Origin of the sequence: Peribacillus simplex (assembly GCF_900156045.1) — a bacterium.
Lineage (GTDB): Bacteria > Bacillota > Bacilli > Bacillales > DSM-1321 > Peribacillus > Peribacillus simplex_D.
The window spans coordinates 42,084-62,235 of sequence record NZ_FTMX01000007.1 but is presented as its reverse complement, the minus strand read 5'-3'; the positions used below and the strand labels follow the sequence as shown (position 1 = coordinate 62,235).

The following is a 20,152-nucleotide window of genomic DNA, read 5'->3' as shown; positions in this document are numbered from 1 at the left end:
TTTTGTGACTCCTTTCAGGAAAATATTCCTTATCTTGTAAACCTAGTTGTTTTATCGAACGAAATTAATTCTTATTTATCATGATTCATGTTGCTGTGTTCTGAATGTTCCTCGTGTGAATCCTTGGAATCATTTTCTTCAGTATCAGAAGATCCGTGGTCATGACCAGCATTTTCCCCTTCAGGAGCTGGTGAAAACTCTAAGTGAGTTCCAGTGTAAGTGGATTGTCCCACATGACCAGGTTTTAATAATTCATTGAATTTTTCCTCAGTAATCGGTTTAGCAGTAGCTTTAATTTCATCTACCCACTTATCGTATTCTTTTGCTGACAGTGCATTAACGTTGAACGTTTGCTGAGCAAAACCTGAACCACTGAAGTTTGAATTTCGACCCATGTACTCACCTGGTACATCAGCTGCTAAGTGCAACGTATTAACCATGTCAGACATCGCGTATTTTTGTCCTCCAAGTTGCGGAATCCAGAAACTTGAGATTGGACCGAATGAGTAAAGTTTAAATTCGATTGGTCGGTTAGTAGGTATAAACAGGTAGTTGACTGTTTCGATATCTTCTTCCGGATAACTAAAATGCCATTTCCAGTTGGAAGATGAAGCGTAAATAACTAAAGGTTCTTGATCTCCGTACCCTTTAGGTGTTGCCTCAACTTCATTTGTTGTTTTAACAGTAACAACGGATAGGAAAGCGACGATCAAAATTGGGATCGCAACCCAAATTATTTCAAGAACCTTACTTCCTTCTATATGAGGCGGTTCATAATCATCACGTTGTTTGGAAGCACGATATTTCATTATCATGAAGATATACAGTACCATAACGACAAGGACGACAAAGGACATTGTCCATATCGAAATCATAATAACATCTGCTTGTGTTGCAGCTACTGGCCCTTTAGGGTCCAAGACCATTAATGGGTTATCGCAACCGGTTAGTACAGTGGCAATTGTAAAAAGTATAGTTAATAGAGCCCATTTTATTTTCATAGTACTACCCCTTTCTTACATAATAAAATTCCAATTGGTAATTATTCGGACAAAGTGTTACCATGTTCACAAACCCGACATACCAATATTAATCCCAAGTGTAAAAAAAGACAATATAAAGTGACATCTGTCACATAAAGTTCAATAAAGAGCAGTAAGAAGATGGTAAATGAACAGAAATGTTCGAAAATCTTCAGCAAATGAAATATAATAATTGTTTAATAAATTACCTATGGAAAATTCACTTATTAGTACAGGATTGCTGACAGTATCGGTCACTTTCCATTTAATATTATTCTAATATAATCATATAAAATTTCCACATTATATTCACCACGTTTATTGCCTCAAGACTTATAAAGATTATGAAGTATATTACCTATCCTGCTAATTAGGTATATATCGTTGGAGAACATGATTTATAGCGGATTTTTTTCACTGGGCCATGGAAGTTGGCAAATGGTGGCCGCATTGTACAAGATGATTTTTCCATGCTTCAATACCCTTATGATTCTACACTGGTCAATATTATATATATATAAGGAAATAACGAGTGCGAAATGTAATTGGCTTTATTCTCCCCGCAATACTTATTGACTTTTCATATTCGTAAACAGCCGTTTAGCAGTAGTCTTGGGTGAAGTAATTCAGGGGTCAAGCAAACTAGCTACAACTAGTCAAGTTTTTTATCAATCAATATCAGTAGGACAGGACAAAAACCATTTCACAAAAAAGTACATGTGGTGGTTCAATAAACTTTGGCTTTTGGAAACTCACTACTCAAAAATCAACGGCATCCCTTTTGTATCTGCAAGGCATAAAAAATCCACGAGAAAAGGACTTTTACAAAGTGTCCTTTTCTCGTGGATATAGTTCAATATGCAAAGTGAAAACTTCCTGGCGTTCAGGCAGTTTGGTTTGAATGTCCAAGCACATCGTATGTATTTTAAATACAAAGGGTTTCTTGAAATATTTTTTTGGTACATGACGAGTGCATTATATTGTATTGAATTAAAAGGTATCCAACTGATAATTAATCCAAGTCCTTCACGAAATGAAAGCGCATTCAATCATTCGGATCACGTATACTCAAATTCTTTAGACAGGCGTTCATCCATGTTAGTAAATCTGATGATAGAATGCAAGTTCATTATGCTATATTCCTCGTTTTAGTTACTGAATTCCGTACTTCTTTTTGTTTGAGTGTTAGCCTTTGTTTTCATTTTTATGATTTTAGTCGTTTCCTGTACAATTTCACCTTTATGTGTTTTCATTACCATTTCTTCTGTTAGGACAAAAAATATACCAACTAGAAAAATTGCAGCTGCGCTTAGTGTGATGGCGATTCCAACGGCGGTAAATATATAATCTTTATTGTAATCGCTTACAAAGAAACTTAAAGCAAAAATAATAATTCCGATTACACAACCTGTGCCCGATACCCATTTCACTGCATCTAACATCTTCTGATTAGCTTCCATAATTTCATCCCCTTTCTTTCTATTTTATGACATTTCACAAATTTGTCAAATCTTTTCTATTTTTTAACATATTTACAATGAAAACCTTGACAAATAGAACGCGCCACTATTAGCTTTTAGGTATTAAAGACTATATTTGAAATCTGAAAAACAGTGCAAATACACTATCTATTTTTCCGATATTAACCTTTTCTATACTACTAAAAACTTCTCGACTTCCAATTAAAAGCCCCCTGATTAATAATCAGGGGGCAAACTACTTTCTATGGTTTTTGCAAGGTTAACGTTACCGTTTTCTCTTCAGTACCCCGATATACTTTAACCTTTACTTTATCGCCGATTTTCTTATCTGTATATAAATACTTCCTTAATGCAGCGGCAGTATTTATTTTCGTTCCATCAATCTCAACAATGATATCCTGTTGCTTAAGCCCTCCATTCGCCGCAGCCGATCCCGCTTCTATACTCGTCACCATGACACCGGACTTTACGGCTTCAGGAACATTTTGAATATAATATTGCGGCAGTTCTTCCATACTGGCCAAGCTGACTCCTAAATATGGACGCGTGATTTTTCCGTTTTCAATCAGCTCCGTAACAATCGGAATCACATCATTACTCGGTATGGCGAACCCTAAGCCTTCCACGCCGTTTTCGGAAATCTTCAAGCTGTTTATGCCGATCACTTCCCCAGCGGTGTTGATCAACGCACCGCCGCTATTGCCGGGGTTGATCGCTGCATCTGTTTGAAGGACATCAAGTTCCCACTCCCCATCCGAGGTATCGACTGAAATGGAGCGTCCGGTCGCACTGACGATCCCTTGTGTAACCGATCGTGAAAAATCAAGTCCAAGTGGGTTGCCAATTGCCAATACTTCTTCACCTGGTCGCATGCTATCAGAATTACCGAATTTAATTCCCTCCGGTGCTTTCGAGGCATCAATTGTCAAAACCGCTAAATCTGTCAAAGCATCCGCGCCGACAACCGCTGCCGTTGCCTTTTGTCCATCATACAATGAAATTTCGACTTCCTTAGCTCCTTCAATAACATGATTGTTCGTGATGATATAGGCTTTCCCATTAGCTTTTTTATATATGACCCCTGAGCCAGTGCCGCTCTCAACCGTTTCGCTCTCCGTGCTTTGCTGCTGGTAAGGGTTCTGGTTTTGCATCTCCTGTAAATTCACGACCCCTACAATCGATTTGGATGCTGATTCGACCATCTCTGCCCTATCATTTGAATCCGTACTTGTCGATAACTTTTCCGCCGTGACACTTTTATCCTTTTCAACACTTTCCGTTTGCTGTACACCTGCCGTTTCGGTTGCCTCATTCACTGAACTTTTCCCTTGATCTATAAAATCCCCGCCAAATAGAAATACAGACGATGTAACCATAGAAGCAACCGTTCCGGAAACAAGACTGGTTATCCAAAGAGATTTACCCTTTTTCCGTTCTGCCTTGACTTTGACTTGCTCATCACCATTATAATTCTCCATCTTTATCCCTCCTAGGATTGTCCTTTACTTGGCTCAATCATAAACAGTAAATATTAAAAAATTCTTAAGAAAATAAAGAATGAGGTGATCTTTTTACAAAAATTATAAAATTTTATCGAATCCTGTACTTTGCCGCGCCACAAAATAAAAAGGCCTCTACAGGGGCCTTTAATCCGACCATTCAGTTATCCTTACATGACTTCATAAACTTCTTTATTCTTCTTATTCACGCCATACCAGCCCCAAGTGGTTTTGTGGCCACTTTTCTGACTAGGTTCATCCACCTCGAACACATGAAAAATGTAATCGCCCTTTTCGGAATCATGATCATATTCGATATTTAAATTAGAAAAATTTTCCATGTCCACATAATCCTTCACAAGCTTTTCCGCCTGAGATTTACTTAATGTACTGACCGAATCCTTGATTCCTTTGCCTTTCGTTTCCGGTGCCGCCTTATCTTTTACTTTGGATCCTTCCTCAGTTGCTTTCGCCGCCGGTTCGTCATTCCCCTCTACAGTTTCTATCGTGGCGGAGTCTGATACCGGGTGCATTTCCACCGCCTTTGAAACCATTTGTTTACCTTCCCGGTATTTTGCTTTATATGCCGTTGCTTTTTCAAAATCGCTTTTGGCCGAACCAAAATCCTGTTCGTCGTAATTCTTCATCCCACTTGCCAGAAAACCTGAAAGATCCATTAACTCCCTTGCTTCCGGTGTTTTTGCTTCTTTATAAGCTAATTCAAATGCCTCATGGGCTTCTAAATAATTTTCCTCATTCAACTGACTTTTCCCTAAATCCATATTGGAATCATAATTCCTTGTTACGCAGCCTGAAGCAATCAACACAAAAAAAATAACCATGATTGACCTCTTCACTATGTCACTCCTCACTTTTCCATAATATTCTGTAAATCCATCTTAAACCATTTGATAAGAAATCCGATACCTCTATTTTCTATCTTTTTCATTAAGAAAATGTTTACGTTCATGATTAACTTTTTACAAATAGTGGTACAGAATAGATAAACGCCTGAAAGGATGATGTGCAGGATGATGCAGGAAAAACAGACATACCATGTCGATTTGGTCAGCGGCGACGTACTCGGACAAAAACTTGAAGAGAATCCGAGCTTCACTATACACGCAACTGATGAGGAACTTGCAGAATTGAAACAATGCTTGGAGGAACACCGGACAGATGACCTGGAGGCATATGCCCGTTCACATGTGCCCTACCTTCTCTATCATCATGACCGGGCAAATGATAAATACGATGCAGCCATGAAAAGACTTTATGCCCTCATCTATAAATTAGGGGATGAAACGGCACGAAACCATATTGAAGAAATCGGCATATTGAAAGATAACAAATTCGAGGGAAAAGAAGAAGTGCAAAAGTTCAAATAACAAATAGGAACAGAGCCTGAAATTCAAAGGTTCTGTTCTTTTATGATCATGTTCAATCAAAAAGTATTCCCTTCCCCTAATATAAAGGGGAAAATAGTCCATTTTGTGATTCATTATACAGTTTTATACGCAGGTTCCGTTCAATCTACATATTTATCTTTCAAATAGTCTGAACCTACACCACCAATAACCATCAATGCTAATGGTAAAAAATTCGATACAGCTGGCATGCTTTTTAAAATTGTAATATCGGTGCCAACAAATTTATTAAGACCAAAAATGATTAATTTAGACACCAACAAAAATGCTCCTATTATAAATACGATATCAAAAAACATTTTCCTTTTTGGAAATGCTAACTGCTTACTTTCCCGTATTATTTTTTCCTTCAATTCCTCGTCACTCCTTAGTAATTCATCTACCGTAATTTGAAATAAATCACTTAAATTAATGAGTACTTCAATACTTGGATAATTTTTTCCCGTTTCCCATTTGGACACAGATTGGCGACTAACGTGAATCTTCTCTGCAAGATCATTTTGTGACCAATTTCTTTTTTCCCGTTCTTTTTTTAATCGTTCGCTAAAAATCATAATGAGTTCATCGCCTTTCCTACTCCTAATATTGTGAGATGAATTATGCAAAGTAAAGATAGTAATAAGCGCATTACTATGCAACTTATGAGTGACACCGAAGAAAACCTTGATATATCAAGGAATCAGTTTAATTTTCCGGAACTGCTATAGAAGTTAAAGTTTTTAAAAATTGAAGCCAGTTATTCGACAGAGTGTCTTAAATTTCTTAAAACTAGGCTCTTTTCGTAAAGATTGTTGTTTTTAAAAACTAAACTATTTAAGGTTGATTGGAGCGCAAGTGCGAGACTCCTGCGGGAGCAGCGGGACAGGTGAGACCCCACAGGCGTTTACGCCGAGGATGCTCACCGCCTGCCCCGCGGAAAGCGCATCTGGAGGGGAAATCAACCACACCGCTTTACTTGATAATAGCAACAAAGTATGCGAAAACAGCCTAAAACTAAGAGTAGTTATTGTAAGCAGCTACTCCATCATATAATTATTCAATCCAATAAGCCATCTTACTAATACATATATCAAGAATTAACCCATTGACCATAATTCAAAAAAAGCCTTGTATAGACAAGACTTTTAAACCTATTTTTTATAAAACCGGTGTAATCCCGCTTGTTTATTTCACGAAGCATTTTTTTAAATTTCGCTCTTTGAACCTTTTTGCACTCAATACTTTCACGTTTAACAACTGGCAGTTATCAAAGGATAGTAAGGTCTGATTAATATGGTTACACCCTTTTGGTAGAACTTTATCTTTTCATTATGGAGTTGACCTGCACATGCATAAAAAAAGGTTGCCTCGGCAACCCTCCCTATAATGAAGGAACTGTCTCAAGCTCCCGGTATAATTTCATTGCAACACTCATAACGTTTCGTTATTAAATGATCCACTCTTTTAATTCCAGTCTACGTACCTTATGTACAACGTGGGGATCATTTTCCGCTAATGAAAGTGCTTCTTCAAATGTGTCTGCAATATAGACAACCAAGCCGCCTGAGCCATCTGCAAAAGGCCCTCTTGCAAAAATCTTCCCTTTACGATCAAGTTCGTTTAAATACTCAATATGCTGTGGGCGCACTTCTATATTTTTTTCAGCATCAATCATATGTAAAATTGCTGCATAATAAGCCATGATTTTCCACTCCCTAATTTCGGTTCCAGACAACCAGCTTCATTTCTGTCATTTCTTCCACTGCATATTTTAATCCTTCACGGCCAGTTCCACTTTCCTTCACTCCACCGTACGGCATATTATCCACACGGAATGTCGGAATGTCGTTGATCATGACTCCACCAACTTGTAAATTTTCTGCCGCATCCAGTGCTGTACGTACATCGTTCGTATAAATCCCTGCTTGCAGGCCGTAATTCGAATCATTCACTAAATCAATTGCTTGTTCTACTGATTGAACCTTGTTAATCAAAACGATAGGGGCGAACACTTCATGACAAGATACCTTTGAGCAAGCATCGGCATCCAATATGACGGTCGGATGAAGGATATTGCCTTCCGCTATTCCACCTGTTGCAATCTTGGCTCCATCTTGTTTCGCCTCCTCAATCCAATTGAGGGTTCTTTCAACATCATTTGGGGAGATCAATGCGGAAACATCCGTTTCCGGATCAAGCGGATCACCTAATTTTAATAGTTTCGTTGCTTCTAAGAACTTTTCAACAAAACGATCATAGACTTCTTCATGAGCATAAACCCTTTGCAAAGAAATGCATACTTGTCCCTGGTTTGAAAATGCTCCAGTCACACAACGAGAAATAATCTTATCGATATCCACACCACTGTCAATGATGACTGCTGCATTGGATCCCAGTTCCAGCGTCACTCGTTTCAATCCAGCTTTGTTGCGAATGCCAATCCCAACTCCTGGGCTACCGGTAAAAGTAATCATACTTACTCTTGAATCAGTGACCAATTTGTCTCCAACCACTCTTCCTCCACCCGTGACCACATTTAATGCTCCTGCAGGCAATCCTGCTTCTTTTAATAGTTCTCCGAGGAACAAAGAGGATAGAGGCGTTTGGCTTGCTGGCTTTAATACAATTGTATTTCCTGCGGCGATGGCAGGACCTACTTTATGAGCGACTAGATTCATGGGGAAATTGAAAGGTGTTATGGCCCCAATCACTCCAATCGGTTCACGTACAGTGTAACCAAGTCGATTTTCGCCACCTTGGGCGGCATCCAGTGTAAGCGTTTCTCCATGAATTCTTTTCGCTTCTTCAGCGGCAAACTTGTACGTCTCAATGGTTCGCGCCACCTCGCCCTTCGCGGTTGTAACCGGCTTCGCTGACTCAATAGATATGATTTGAGCGGCTTCATCTGCACGCTCCTCAAGAAGATGGGCCAATGTTTCAAGGATTTTCGCACGTTGATGGGCCGGCATTTTTGCCATCACCTTTGTAGCTTTTTGCGCCGCTTCGATAGCCTGGTCAGTCTCTTCGTCTGTAGCCAGGGGGATTTCAGCTATGACTTCTCCTGAAAAAGGAGATCGTAGTTGACTATACTCCTTGGCCTCCACCCATTCCCCTTTAATTAGTAAATGCTTTTTTTCTACTTTATCTATGATTGTCATGTTCCCAGCCACCCTTCACTCTTTGTATGTAATTCTTTTAAAGATTAGAGGCAATTTTTGAAACGGTCGATTCCATTCTTGGAAAATAATATTCTTCTAATTTTGTCGTTAATCCACCGTGACCAAATTTACAGTGGTTATTTTCATTCCCGGAGTTTCGCTTAATAAATTCAAGAAAATATAATATGCTATTTCGTCTTTCTAGAATGTTACTAATTCCTTGTTTATAAAACCAAGCATCAATGGTATTATAAACCCCTCTATTGATCCCATACTGTTCATTACAGACTTTAATGAAGGATAAATCAGTTAAGTTTATTATCTCTTCTACATCTAATAGCAATTTGTCCCCTCCTTGCTACTTAGCTCTGTTAATTGAAATGTACTCAATTCCAAAACGATTTATCAGCTGGAGTTTTTTTCATTTTATAAATCTACTATCTTTTAGCTTAATTGATGCTCTGGTTTAGTACTTTTCAATGCTTTTTGCATAAAAACGACTTCTTCACCCAGCATTGAAATACGTTCTAAAACTTCCTCATCAACCAGTTCGTTTTGTTGATTGAAATGGTCGTTATGAGCATAAACAGAGCCAGGTGCAACAAATGCCCGGAAATAACTGGCTATCGGTTTCAACTGATTTTCAATCACTAAATAATGCTGGTAGGTTCCACCAGTAGCCACAAGTCCCATTACTTTATTACGGAAATCCTTCGGGGGTATTAAATCAAATAAGTTTTTAAGAGCACCCGTAATCGACCCTTGGAATATTGGTGTTCCTATAATGTAAAAGTCTGCTGAGGTAACGATATCAATTACTTTTTTCGTATCTCCAGTGTATGTTGACGGATTACGGCCATCACAAAATTGAACATCATACTTTTTCAAATCAAGCAGTTCGACCTCGATATCAGGATGGTTGTTCCTAACTTCCTCTAAAACCTTTTCAATAACAACTTTCGTCTTTGTTCCTATTATCGTCCCTGAAATTCCCAGTAACTTCATTTCACTTTTCCTCCTTATTAATACAATTTGATACCAGGCGTCTACCCTTCAAATTTCACTACCTCATTATGAACGGGTCAGGAATCGGTTCAGATGATGTATTGATCCAAACCACTTTATCTTGCATATATTCATGAATCGCTTCATAACCGCCTTCTCTTCCATAACCACTTAGGCCAGAGCCGCCGATTGCAGCAATTGGTGATATACTTCGATAGGTATTCACCCATACGATTCCAGCACGTATAGCTTTCGCGACTCGATGGGCTTTTGCAATATCACTCACCCAAATTCCTGCCGCTAATCCGTAATCAGTACTGTTTGCTAATTGAATAACCTCTTTTTCATCTTTAAAAGGGATAACACTTAACACAGGACCAAATATTTCTTCTTTAGTAATACGGGAATCGTTATCGCGATGTTCGAAGATTGTGGGCTCATAATACCATCCTTTATCTAAATATTCAGGCTTTTTACCTCCGCAAACAAGTTTTCCACCTTCATCTAACCCGATAGCTACGTATTTTTGGACACGCTCCAATTGGGCTTGCGTTGCCAGCGGTCCCATTTCTGTATCATCTTGAAAAGGATCACCAATCTTAATTTTCGATACACGATCTACGAGTTTTTGCATCACTTCATCGTAAATGTCGACATGTAAAAATGCACGTGAACCAGCCACACAACTTTGCCCCGAAGCACCAAATATACCAGCTATGATTCCCATCGCGGCATTATCCGTATTAGCATCCTCAAACACGATATTCGGTGATTTCCCTCCAAGTTCAAGTGATACCTGAGCAAAATTTTGAGCCGAATTACGAACAATGTGCCGTGCTGATTCCGAACCTCCCGTAAAGGCCACACGCCTTACAAGGGGATGGGAGGTGAGTGTATCGCCTACAGGCATTCCAAAGCCGGTAACGACATTGACTACACCAGGTGGAAAACCAGCTTCTTCAACCAGTTTCACCAGCTCCAATAGAGATGCCGAAGTCATTTCTGAAGGTTTAATGACTATAGTATTTCCTGCTATAAGTGCAGGTGCAAGCTTCAAGGTTGTTAAATAAAGAGGGGAATTCCAAGGAGTAATGGCGGCTACTACCCCCAGCGGCTCTTTGGATGTAAAAGCGAACATATCTTTTTTATCAATTGGTAAGGTTTGACCATGGATTTTATCTGCTAGCCCTGCATAGTAATAGAAAAATTCAGGTAAATATTTTACCTGACCACGCATTTCACGTATTAATTTCCCATTATCCAGTGATTCGACTTTCGCAAGCTCTTCAGAGTGAATAGCAATCAGCTCTCCAAGCTTTCTAACCAGGCGCCCCCGCTCTGTGAATGTCATATCAGTCCACCCTGAATGCAAGAATGCATTATGCGCAGATTGAACCGCATGATTTACATCTTCAACATTCCCTTTTGCGACTTGACACCAAGCTTCTTCAGTTGCAGGGTTATAACTATCGAAATATTCACCACTTGATGATTCTACCCATTCTCCGTTTATATACATCTGATATTTCTTCAGCTCTTTCACATCGAGTCACCCCTTTACTTTTGCCTTTCAATAAACGACCTAATAGCTTCGTTCACTATTTTGGATCCTTCCATCGGTAGCATATGCCTCATATTAGGTACTATCATTAGTTCTGAATGCACAATCTTTTCATGCATTTGTCTCGCCATTTCAGGATTTGAACCTATATCATGCTCCCCTGTTATAATTTGGGTCGGTATATTGATCTGGTGAATCTGCGGCCACAAATCTTCATCTGCTGTTGCAAAAAGTGTATAGGCAGCTAAATATGAAGCAGCGTCGTTTGTCTGAAGTCTTTTCCGAATCTTACTGACTGTTTCTTCTTGAAAGTTTAAGAATTCTGGATTAAACCAGCGTTTAATGGCTGGTTCAATTGTTGCCAAAGGTCCCGTTATTTTCACTTCTTCCACTCTTTTTAAAACGGCTTTCCTCTGTTCCTCCGTCCGATTGGCCACTGCGTTCATGATTGTTAGCGTTTTCACTTTATCCGGATATTTTAATGCAAATGCCTGAGCGACCATCCCCCCCATGGAGAAACCAATAATATGACTTCTCTCAATTCGTAGGTGATTCATTAGTTCTGCTAACTGCTCAACAAACTGTGAAAGGGAATAAGGACCCGGAGGATGCTCGGATCCTCCGTGCCCAACCATGTCATATGTGATAACACGGAAATGTTTCGACAAATCTTCAACTTGTTCTTCCCACATCGTAAGATCAAGACCAACACCATGAATAAAGATAAGCGATTGACCAATCCCTTTCTCTTCATAATGAAGCGAATCTTTTCCATGCAATGTAGTTGGCATTAAACCAGCCCCATTTCAACCATATCTTGATGCCTGTTTCCTGTTCTCGGATGAGGACGTCCTCCTGTAGAAACCCCAATAGCAACAACGATCTCATCGGCCCTCGGTGCATCAGGTATAGAAGCTTCAAATGTAATGAAATGAGAACGTTCAGAGTCATCTGTCTTATGTACCATCGGTATGAGCACCGCAGTTCCAGCGCCACCACGCTTATTAGTAAAGCTTAAGATACTCGTTCCTTTCACGGCGTCCCGGAATTTGTTACCGAATTTCAAGGTATGGATAAAAGCTGATGCATGTTCAACTTCCCCATCCACTCCCACGACAGCTGCCTTGCCGAATGCTTCGACATCATCAGCCGAACCAATGTGCTTAAATAGTTCAGCAACTAATAGTTCGCCAATTTGCGGTGCATATTCGTCAATTTCCGGTTTTAAATTATCAACATACCCTCTACCAGCCCATGGGTTTTTGATAACAGCCATAGTTATTATCATCTTGATGGGATTCTCTACTTTTTTACCGCCCTCAATACGTGTTTCTTCAATAGCTGTATACACTTTACGAATATCTAACATTTACATTACCCCCATTTTAGTTTCTGTGAATTTTGGCATAACTTCTTCCGTGAACAATTTTAAACTTTTCATCATTTTTTCATGTGGCAAACCATTATGGTTCACCCAAAGCAGTAATGTTTCTAAATTCAGCTCTTCCTTCAATTCTTGAATTTTCTCAGCTACATATTCAGGTGTACCAAACAATAAATTTCTTGGATGTAGGAATTCGTAGTTCAATTCCTGTCCTTCCTTTACTGTTTCGCCCGGATCCATAAGGTTGCTTAGCCCCCTCCAGTGACAAATCCAGCGATAATTGTTCAATACTGCTTCTGCCGCATCTTGACGAGCCTGTTCCATGGTTTCCGCTACATATACATCACGTACTAAAGCAATACCCTGACCAAGTGGTACTTCATAGCCTCTGGATTTGGAAGCCCTTTCACGATACAGTTCAAAACGGCCTTTTAGTTCTTTTACGGTAGGCATCCAAAACATTCCTTGTATATTGTTCTCCGCAGCCAATTCAATGGATCGCGGTGAATCAATTACTTGCCACAGTGGAAGTGATTGCTGGTAAGGTCTAGGCATAAGGGAAATTTTATCAATTTCGCCTTTTTCCATATCCATGAATTCCGAAGTTGATGGACTCATAGGGTGACTCCACTTTAAACCTTTAGGAGGAAATTGATAGATGTCACCTTGATGAGAAAAGAAACGGTTTGACCATGCCTTTTTTAAAATTTCCAATGTTTCTTCAAACAGTGCCCGGTTTTGTTCTTGATTTGCTGGATCTGCCAAAGTGTTTAGATTAGCCGCTTCCCTTCCGTATAATCCACGAGCCAGGCCAACTTCCACACGACCTTTGCTTAACTGATCAAGCATTGCTATGTCTTCCGCCAAACGCAGTGGGTGCCAGAAAGTGGCGACATTGGCAGCTTGGCCAATTCGAATGTTCTTTGTACGTGCAGCAATATCGGCACCCATTAAGATCGGGTTAGAAATCAGTTCGTTTCCTTCATGACCGAAGTGGTGTTCGGTATACCAAATCGAATCATAACCATTTTCATCACAGTAAATGGCTTGCTCACGGGCTTCATCCAACACTTTATAATACTCATCATGTCTTCCCTGTCCTGCAAGATTTGCAAAGATTCCGAATTTCATAAAACTCATTCCCCCTCATATCACTTTTTTTGACCAAGTTTTTTTGCTATGTCCATCTTAAGCTGCATTCCGCTTGCTTTTACATGCTCCCGCATTGCCTTCTCCGCTTCCTCCCGATTGCCTTTTTCTATGGCTATCAAGACCGCCTGATGTTCCTTTAGTGATCTCTCACGGCGAACCGGATCTTCGATGGTTAAAAAGACATACTGTCTATAAGGTATTTGATTGAGCAGCAAATTTAGCATGTAACTTAATTTAGAGTTGTTGGCTCCTTCTTGAATGACTGAATGAAAAACATCATTAGCCTCGACATATAGCTTTTTATCCGAATTTTGTATAGCAATCTCCATGTCGGACACCGCTTGCTTAAGTTTATTAATGTCTTCAGCACTGCCGCTTTCTGCGAGCAAACCCGCTGCAAGCCCTTCCATTACTTCCTTTAAAGTAAATAACTCATTTAGTTCCTTTTCAGTTGGTTTGGTCACACATGTTCCAACTCTTGGAATGATTTCGACTAACCCTTCTCTTTCTAGCTGTTTAAATGCTTCCCTAATAGGGGTTCTGCTAACTTTGTAATATTCAGATAAAACTGTTTCCGATAATTTTTGTCCCGGTTCATATTCTCCAGTTACTATTGATTCGCGTATGGCATTCGTAACCTGAGCGGTAATCCCCAACGTTAAGATAGCTGTAATGAAAAGCCCCTCCTTCTAAAAGTTTGTACCATGTACCATGCAAGCTCTTGATAAGTGCAATTATAGGTCATGATAAATAGACTGTCAATTCAAAAAATATAAAATTTTATTTTTCATTCGAAGACACACTGTTCCATAATTTTCAAACTGGGGTTTCATATTTTCAATATAATAATTGATCTGATTTATTGAAATTCATAGATGAATGCACTGATCATTTAGGAAAATCTCCTTAAAAATTATTTTTTCTGAAAATATTGACATCTGTATACGCTTACAATTATAGTGATTCTATAAAATAAGCTTGCATGGTACATGGTAGTTTAACGAATTTGATAGGGGGTAAATTGATGAAAGTTGAAACTCGCAGTATAGAATATATTCCGGCAAATGAACGCCATGGCAAGGCCCGTGATTTATTTCCAATTTGGTTTGGGGCAAATATGCATATTACCACTCTTGTGACCGGGGCATTGCCAATTACATTAGGACTTAATTTATTTTGGAGTCTGGCTGCAATAATTGTCGGTACCTTATTAGGCGCCATTTTCATGGCCTCCCATTCAGCTCAAGGACCTCAACTCGGAATTCCGCAAATGATCCAAAGCCGGGCTCAATTTGGTGTAATCGGAGCCATTTTCCCCTTGTTTCTCGTTATGTTTGTCTATTTAGGTTTCTTTGCCAGCAGCGGTTTGCTTGCAGCGCAAACCTTAAGCAGCTTAACAAAGATCGACCAAACATGGAGCATAATACTGTTAAATGTTCTTTGTTTCGTGGCCACCATTTATGGCTATAACTTAATTCATAAAATGCAAAAATTATTGTCCTGGGCGTCTCTCTGCATTTATATTGTAGCTACATATATAGTCTTCCAATTGCAAGTCCCGGCAGGCAGTTGGGCAATGGGGAATTTGGATATACCAGTGTTTTTATTGGCCGTCAGTATGGTTGCCACATGGCAACTGGCCTATGCCCCCTACGTTGCGGACTATTCTCGCTATCTACCGATAACCACACCCACTGCCCATACATTTTGGTATAGTTACGCTGGCACTGTCATCGGTACCATATGGATGATGACATTAGGCGCAACCTTAACCATTGCGATTCCTAACTTCCTTGATCACTCTGGCGGTAATTTGGCCAGCCTGTTTGGAAATTTTGCTTTAATCATGTTCTTTATAATCATCTTTGGACAACTTGCTATAAATGTCTTTAACCTATATGGGGCATTCATGGCAACGATAACGACAATTGAACCGTTTATTAAATTAAAGGTCACTCCCAAAGTTAGAATAGGAATGATATTCTGTGTAACAGTTGCAGGAACCGTATTGTGCTTACTGGGTCAGAGTAATTTTCTATCCTTTTTCCTGAATTTCATCTTTTTCATTAGTTATTTTTTAATTCCATGGACATCCATTAATCTTGTTGATTATTATTTGCTGCGACATGGCCGTTACAATGTTAAAGATATTTTCGATGTGAACGGTCAGTATGGAAAAATAAATTGGATTACCTGTATGGCATTTCTTGTATCAATCTTGGCGGAAATCCCTTTTATAAATACATCATTCTATGTAGGACCGATAGCCAAGGCCTTTGAAGGGGCAGATATCGCTTGGATTATTGGGTTAGTTGTCCCAGCTGTTTTATATTATTTCCCGATGAGAAAAAAGTTGAATATCGCTGAAAATGCACTAAAACAAGAGGTTGGTTCGATAGAGAAAACAGACGCTAGTGTTAAGTAAATTAATATCAAGTGTCGGATAACTGAGAACCCTAAAATGAACTGCACCCCAATCGTTAGTCACTTACTAACAATTTGAGGTGCAGTTTTTGACTTTACGATTGATGAATAATTACATGCTGCATTAGAGTACTTGGAAAGAATAATAACCTATAAATTCATCGCGGTTTATCCCCTCTTAATTTGAAAGCATGGAGCATTTCAAACATCACTGCAATTTTCAACGAATCAAGATAAAATTAAAAGGCATGAGCCAGGTAGATTACCCGGTTCATGCCCTCAAGGCTGCATAATTAAATAAAGTGCCTAACTTTTTGGGTTCACTTCAATGAAAAATCCTTTTTATTCACAAATTTAGTTTACTTATTTTCCTCCTAAAATAGCGAGTGGACTAAATACTTCATAATGAATATGGTCTTTCGATACATTCCATTTATTCAGGGCCTCATTGATTGCTTCCATAAAAGGAATAGGTCCGCAGAAATAAAAATTAGCTTCTTTTGATGGAACGATAGATTGCAGGAAGTCTAAACCCACATATCCTTCTTTATCAAAATGTCCAGAGGTCCGATCGAATTCTGTTGGTGCACCATAGACTACATATGATTTTATATGTTGGTGTTCATTTACTATTTGTTGCAGATGATCTTTAAAAGCATGTGTTTGACTATTGCTTGTTGCATGGATAAACGTAACCTGACGTTGTGGTTGCTTTTCTATAATGTTATTTAACATGCTAAGCAAAGGTGTAATTCCAATACCCCCACTAATTAGAACAACGGGTAAATCGGTGTTATCCAGTTCGAAGTCACCTGCAGGAGCAGAAAAGTGCAGCGTATCTCCAACTTGCAGCTGTTTATGTAAATAGTTAGATACAATTCCAGATGGAGCAACTACATCGGCATCTTCACGTTTAACACTAATTCGGTAGTAATCCTTACCAGGTGAATCCGAAAGACTGTAATGGCGTATGTGCGTATATTCCTCGCCAGGAATTTCAGCCTTAAGTGTTAAGTATTGCCCAGCATGATAGGAGGCAATGGGTTTTCCGTCTGTAGGCTTTAGATAAAAGGAGGTTACCACATCACTTTCTTTTATCTTTTTATCGATATCGAAGCTTCGATATCCTTCCCATCCACCAGGCTGATGTTCTGTTTCCTCATAAAGGTTTTTTTCAATATCAATAAAGGCATCTGCAATATAGCCATAGGCCTTTCCCCATGCCTCTATGATTTCAGCTGTGGCTGCGTCACCCAACACATCTTTAACTGCTTGAAGCAACGTTTCACCTACAACCGGATACTGTTCAGGCTTGACTCCTATGGCACGATGTTTCTCAGTGACTCTTTTAATTACCGGTTTTATCGCTTCAAGGTTCGTAATATGTTCTCCTGCAGCATAGACAGCATATCCCAAGGCCTCTTGTTGAATTCCTCTTTTTTGGTTCGTTTGGTTAAAAAGATTATACAAATCAGGAGCTTTTGAAAATAGTAATTCATAAAATCTCTTACCTATTGGTTTACTATGTTCCTTGAGAACAGGTGCTGTTGACTGAACGATTTCTATGGTCTTAGCATCAAGCATGTTAAAATTTCCTCCTCAAATTCCAGAGATATTTACTGTAAATAGCATTCCCACTAAATATTGGAGTAAACATGATATTTTGGCACTGTTCACTTATCACTAACCAACCCAAATTTCTTACTAAAGGCGACTTTCGCCCATTTGGAGATTTTGAAATCCCTTAAAATAATTCAAAGACACCATACCTATTAGTACAGTGTCTTTGAATTATTTTAGTATCCTTGTTAACTTAAACTGACCCTTTATATCACTAAGAGCAAAGCTGCTGATCAGTAGCAGAAAAAAGTGTTATAGGGTCCAATTGATAAGCAATCCAGCTTGAGCTAATCCGCCGCCGAAACCATATAATAAAATCTTCTCACCACCACTGAGCTTCCCTTCTTTTATCCCTATTTCCAAAGATAATGGAATTGTTGCTGAAGAAGTATTTCCATACTCCACTAAGCTATATAAAGTACGCTCGATTGGAAAGCCGCTTCTTTCACATATTGACTCGATCATTCTTAAATTTGCACTATGCGGTACGAACCAATCAACATCATTCAATTGATATTCAGCATTTTTCATCACAGTTTGCATTCCTTTTGGAACGGTCGTGACAGCCCATTTATAAACCTCACGTCCATTTTGTACAAGGTTGCCGCTGTCATTTAAGTCTTCACCATTTATGCGTGTCGATAGGTTTGTACTATATAGATGTTTTCCGCCTTCACCCTCCGAATATAAATATGAAGAAAGAAAACTTGGCTGTTTTTCATCATATTCTACAAGAACTGCTCCTCCACCATCTCCAAATAAAATACAAGTGGCTCGATCTTCATAGTCCATAAGTTTGGATAAAGTATCAGCTCCAATAACAAGAACTTTCTTGTTTAAACCAGATGTTACTAATCCATTAGCTACATGCAACCCATAAGTAAACCCTGCACAAGCAGCGTTTAAATCAATAGCTCCAGTATTCTTAATACCTAGCTTTGCTTGGACTAAAGAAGCTACGCTAGGAGTGTTGAAATCAGGTGTAAATGTACAAACAATAATCATATCAACATCTTCGACAGATTTATCATACCGTTCCATTAAATCCTTTACAGCTTTATAACTTATATCACTAGTAAACTCTTCTTCATGTGCAATTCTTCGCTCTTTAATACCAGTACGTTTAACAATCCATTCATCATTGGTTTCAACAATTCTTTCTAAGTCCTTATTTGTTAACCTTTTTTCTGGAACATAAGAACCTATCGCAGTAATACGTGCTTTGGATTTGAACATAAAATAACCACCTCGTGTTATGAATTGCATCAATTTTATAACTGATATTAATACCTGGTACTAATTATAAAGTAAAAAAAATCTTATGCAACTACCGGTTCCTTTAAACCCATAAGAAAAAGAGCTGAACGACAAAGAACGATCGTTACTGATAATTAAGAAGATTCTGCTCCTAAATAGTAAGGTATATCGTAGCCAGAACATCCTGTTACGCGATTATTAGTGATATAACTTTTAATGCAGGGCAGACAAACTCGATATTAATTGAGTTTGCAAAAATCGTTGATTTCCTCTACAGGCACTCGCTTTTCCCGCAGGAGTCTCGCGCCTTCCGTTCCAATCAACTTTGCTTTTTTTAGATGGACTCCTTTTGTCTACAAACTCAGTCGTCTAAAGACCGCCCTGATCTCACCGCTCGTTAGTTCAGAAAGAAAACCGATTACCACTTTTAATTTCCTAACCATAACGGTAACAATTCAAGTTTATTAATATAAATAATATTTCAAATATCCTAATAGATTGGATGTTTTATGCCTGCTTTACACTCTCCATTAGGTAAGTACCTATCCTAAAAGTGCATACTTACATACTTGCAGGGTGGACTTTATACTTAACATAAATAAAATTAAGGAGGAGAAATCTTTGAAGACTCTTGTTATCGTATCACACCCAAGTCTAGAAACATCCGTCATAAATAAGCGATGGGTAGAAGAACTTAGGAAATATCCGGAAAAGTATACAGTACACGAATTGAATAAGGTTTACCCTGACGGAAACATTAATGCGGAAAAAGAACAGCAATTAATTGAATCGCATGGTAACCTTGTTTTACAGTTCCCTTTTTATTGGTTTAATTGTCCGCCTCTCATAAAAAAATGGCTTGACGATGTTTTTACTTATGGTTGGGCTTATGGTACAAATGGAGGCGATAAATTAAAGGATCGGAAAGCTGCTTTAGCTGTCTCTGCCGGGATTAACAAAGAGGATTATCGTGAAGATGGAAGATATCGCTATACACTTGAACATTTATTATCTCCATTTGAAACTACCTTCCTATACTGTAATGCAGATTATCGTTCATTCTTTGCGTTTTATGGTGCTGAAAATGAGCCGCCTGCAAGCGAATTGGAAAAAAGCGCACTAGATTATTTGTATTTTGTTGACAACCTTTAATAGGCGGTTTCATTGAAGAAGTATTTCCTTG

19 protein-coding genes are annotated in these 20,152 nt (G+C 38.8%); 3 read left to right on the top strand and 16 right to left on the bottom strand.

Features of this window, described 5'->3' with window-relative positions:
- Positions 1-71 precede the first annotated feature (71 nt).
- The 4 genes from qoxA to BW986_RS21935 all read right to left on the bottom strand — a co-directional run bounded on the left by qoxA (position 72) and on the right by BW986_RS21935 (position 4,844).
- A complete protein-coding gene (gene qoxA, locus BW986_RS21955) occupies positions 72-1,001 on the bottom strand; it encodes a cytochrome aa3 quinol oxidase subunit II (protein ID WP_076370781.1) in 930 nt (309 codons plus the stop codon).
- A 1,169-nt stretch (positions 1,002-2,170) separates the two neighbouring features.
- The gene (locus BW986_RS21945) at positions 2,171-2,482 is read right to left on the bottom strand and encodes a hypothetical protein (protein ID WP_076370777.1); all 312 of its coding nucleotides are present in this window, start codon (positions 2,480-2,482) and stop codon (positions 2,171-2,173) included.
- Positions 2,483-2,745: 263 nt separating this feature from the next.
- The gene (locus tag BW986_RS21940) at positions 2,746-3,981 is read right to left on the bottom strand and encodes a S1C family serine protease (RefSeq protein ID WP_076370775.1); all 1,236 of its coding nucleotides are present in this window, start codon (positions 3,979-3,981) and stop codon (positions 2,746-2,748) included.
- A gap of 191 nt (positions 3,982-4,172) precedes the next feature.
- Positions 4,173-4,844, bottom strand: coding sequence for a hypothetical protein (locus tag BW986_RS21935; protein ID WP_076370773.1), 672 nt, complete (start codon positions 4,842-4,844; stop codon positions 4,173-4,175).
- Between the two features lie 189 nt (positions 4,845-5,033).
- Between BW986_RS21935 and BW986_RS21930 the strand changes: the two genes are divergently transcribed.
- Entirely contained in the window at positions 5,034-5,390 is a 357-nt protein-coding gene (locus BW986_RS21930; RefSeq protein WP_076370771.1) for a hypothetical protein, read from the top strand.
- Between the two features lie 140 nt (positions 5,391-5,530).
- Here BW986_RS21930 and BW986_RS21925 read toward each other — a convergent pair whose 3' ends face one another.
- The 10 genes from BW986_RS21925 to BW986_RS21875 form a co-directional block, all read right to left on the bottom strand.
- Positions 5,531-5,983 (bottom strand): helix-turn-helix domain-containing protein, encoded by a 453-nt coding sequence (locus BW986_RS21925; RefSeq protein WP_076370770.1) that lies wholly within the window; start codon positions 5,981-5,983, stop codon positions 5,531-5,533.
- A gap of 872 nt (positions 5,984-6,855) precedes the next feature.
- On the bottom strand, positions 6,856-7,110 hold the full coding sequence (locus BW986_RS21915) for a YciI family protein (protein WP_076370765.1): 255 nt from the start codon (positions 7,108-7,110) through the stop codon (positions 6,856-6,858).
- Positions 7,111-7,123: 13 nt separating this feature from the next.
- Positions 7,124-8,566, bottom strand: coding sequence for an aldehyde dehydrogenase family protein (locus tag BW986_RS21910; protein WP_076370763.1), 1,443 nt, complete (start codon positions 8,564-8,566; stop codon positions 7,124-7,126).
- Between the two features lie 37 nt (positions 8,567-8,603).
- The gene (locus tag BW986_RS21905) at positions 8,604-8,909 is read right to left on the bottom strand and encodes a hypothetical protein (protein ID WP_076370761.1); all 306 of its coding nucleotides are present in this window, start codon (positions 8,907-8,909) and stop codon (positions 8,604-8,606) included.
- A gap of 101 nt (positions 8,910-9,010) precedes the next feature.
- Positions 9,011-9,571 carry an NADPH-dependent FMN reductase gene (locus tag BW986_RS21900; RefSeq protein ID WP_076370759.1) on the bottom strand — a complete coding sequence of 187 codons (561 nt, stop codon included), beginning with the start codon at positions 9,569-9,571 and terminating at the stop codon, positions 9,011-9,013.
- Positions 9,572-9,629: 58 nt separating this feature from the next.
- Positions 9,630-11,114: an aldehyde dehydrogenase gene (locus BW986_RS21895; protein ID WP_260320930.1), complete on the bottom strand. Its 1,485-nt coding sequence runs from the start codon at positions 11,112-11,114 to the stop codon at positions 9,630-9,632.
- A gap of 14 nt (positions 11,115-11,128) precedes the next feature.
- Complete coding sequence (locus BW986_RS21890) at positions 11,129-11,923, bottom strand: alpha/beta fold hydrolase (RefSeq protein WP_076370757.1); 795 nt, start codon at positions 11,921-11,923, stop codon at positions 11,129-11,131.
- Positions 11,923-12,501 (bottom strand): amino acid synthesis family protein, encoded by a 579-nt coding sequence (locus tag BW986_RS21885; protein WP_076370755.1) that lies wholly within the window; start codon positions 12,499-12,501, stop codon positions 11,923-11,925. The genes BW986_RS21890 and BW986_RS21885 overlap by 1 nt, the downstream gene beginning before the upstream one ends.
- Positions 12,502-13,647, bottom strand: a complete 1,146-nt coding sequence (locus BW986_RS21880; RefSeq protein WP_076370753.1) for an LLM class flavin-dependent oxidoreductase — start codon at positions 13,645-13,647, stop codon at positions 12,502-12,504. It lies immediately after the preceding gene.
- Positions 13,648-13,667: 20 nt separating this feature from the next.
- Entirely contained in the window at positions 13,668-14,324 is a 657-nt protein-coding gene (locus BW986_RS21875; RefSeq protein WP_260320929.1) for a GntR family transcriptional regulator, read from the bottom strand.
- Positions 14,325-14,692: 368 nt separating this feature from the next.
- On the opposite strand from BW986_RS21875, the gene BW986_RS21870 reads away from it, so the two are divergent.
- On the top strand, positions 14,693-16,093 hold the full coding sequence (locus BW986_RS21870; RefSeq protein ID WP_076370749.1) for a purine-cytosine permease family protein: 1,401 nt from the start codon (positions 14,693-14,695) through the stop codon (positions 16,091-16,093).
- A gap of 362 nt (positions 16,094-16,455) precedes the next feature.
- Here the strand turns inward: BW986_RS21870 and hmpA are convergent, their stop codons facing one another.
- Both hmpA and BW986_RS21860 read right to left on the bottom strand, forming a co-directional pair.
- Positions 16,456-17,676, bottom strand: a complete 1,221-nt coding sequence (gene hmpA / locus BW986_RS21865) for an NO-inducible flavohemoprotein (protein ID WP_076370747.1) — start codon at positions 17,674-17,676, stop codon at positions 16,456-16,458.
- A 288-nt stretch (positions 17,677-17,964) separates the two neighbouring features.
- Complete coding sequence (locus BW986_RS21860) at positions 17,965-18,948, bottom strand: ketoacyl-ACP synthase III (RefSeq protein ID WP_076370745.1); 984 nt, start codon at positions 18,946-18,948, stop codon at positions 17,965-17,967.
- A 642-nt stretch (positions 18,949-19,590) separates the two neighbouring features.
- Between BW986_RS21860 and BW986_RS21855 the strand changes: the two genes are divergently transcribed.
- A complete protein-coding gene (locus BW986_RS21855) occupies positions 19,591-20,121 on the top strand; it encodes an NAD(P)H-dependent oxidoreductase (protein WP_076370743.1) in 531 nt (176 codons plus the stop codon).
- Positions 20,122-20,152 lie beyond the last annotated feature (31 nt).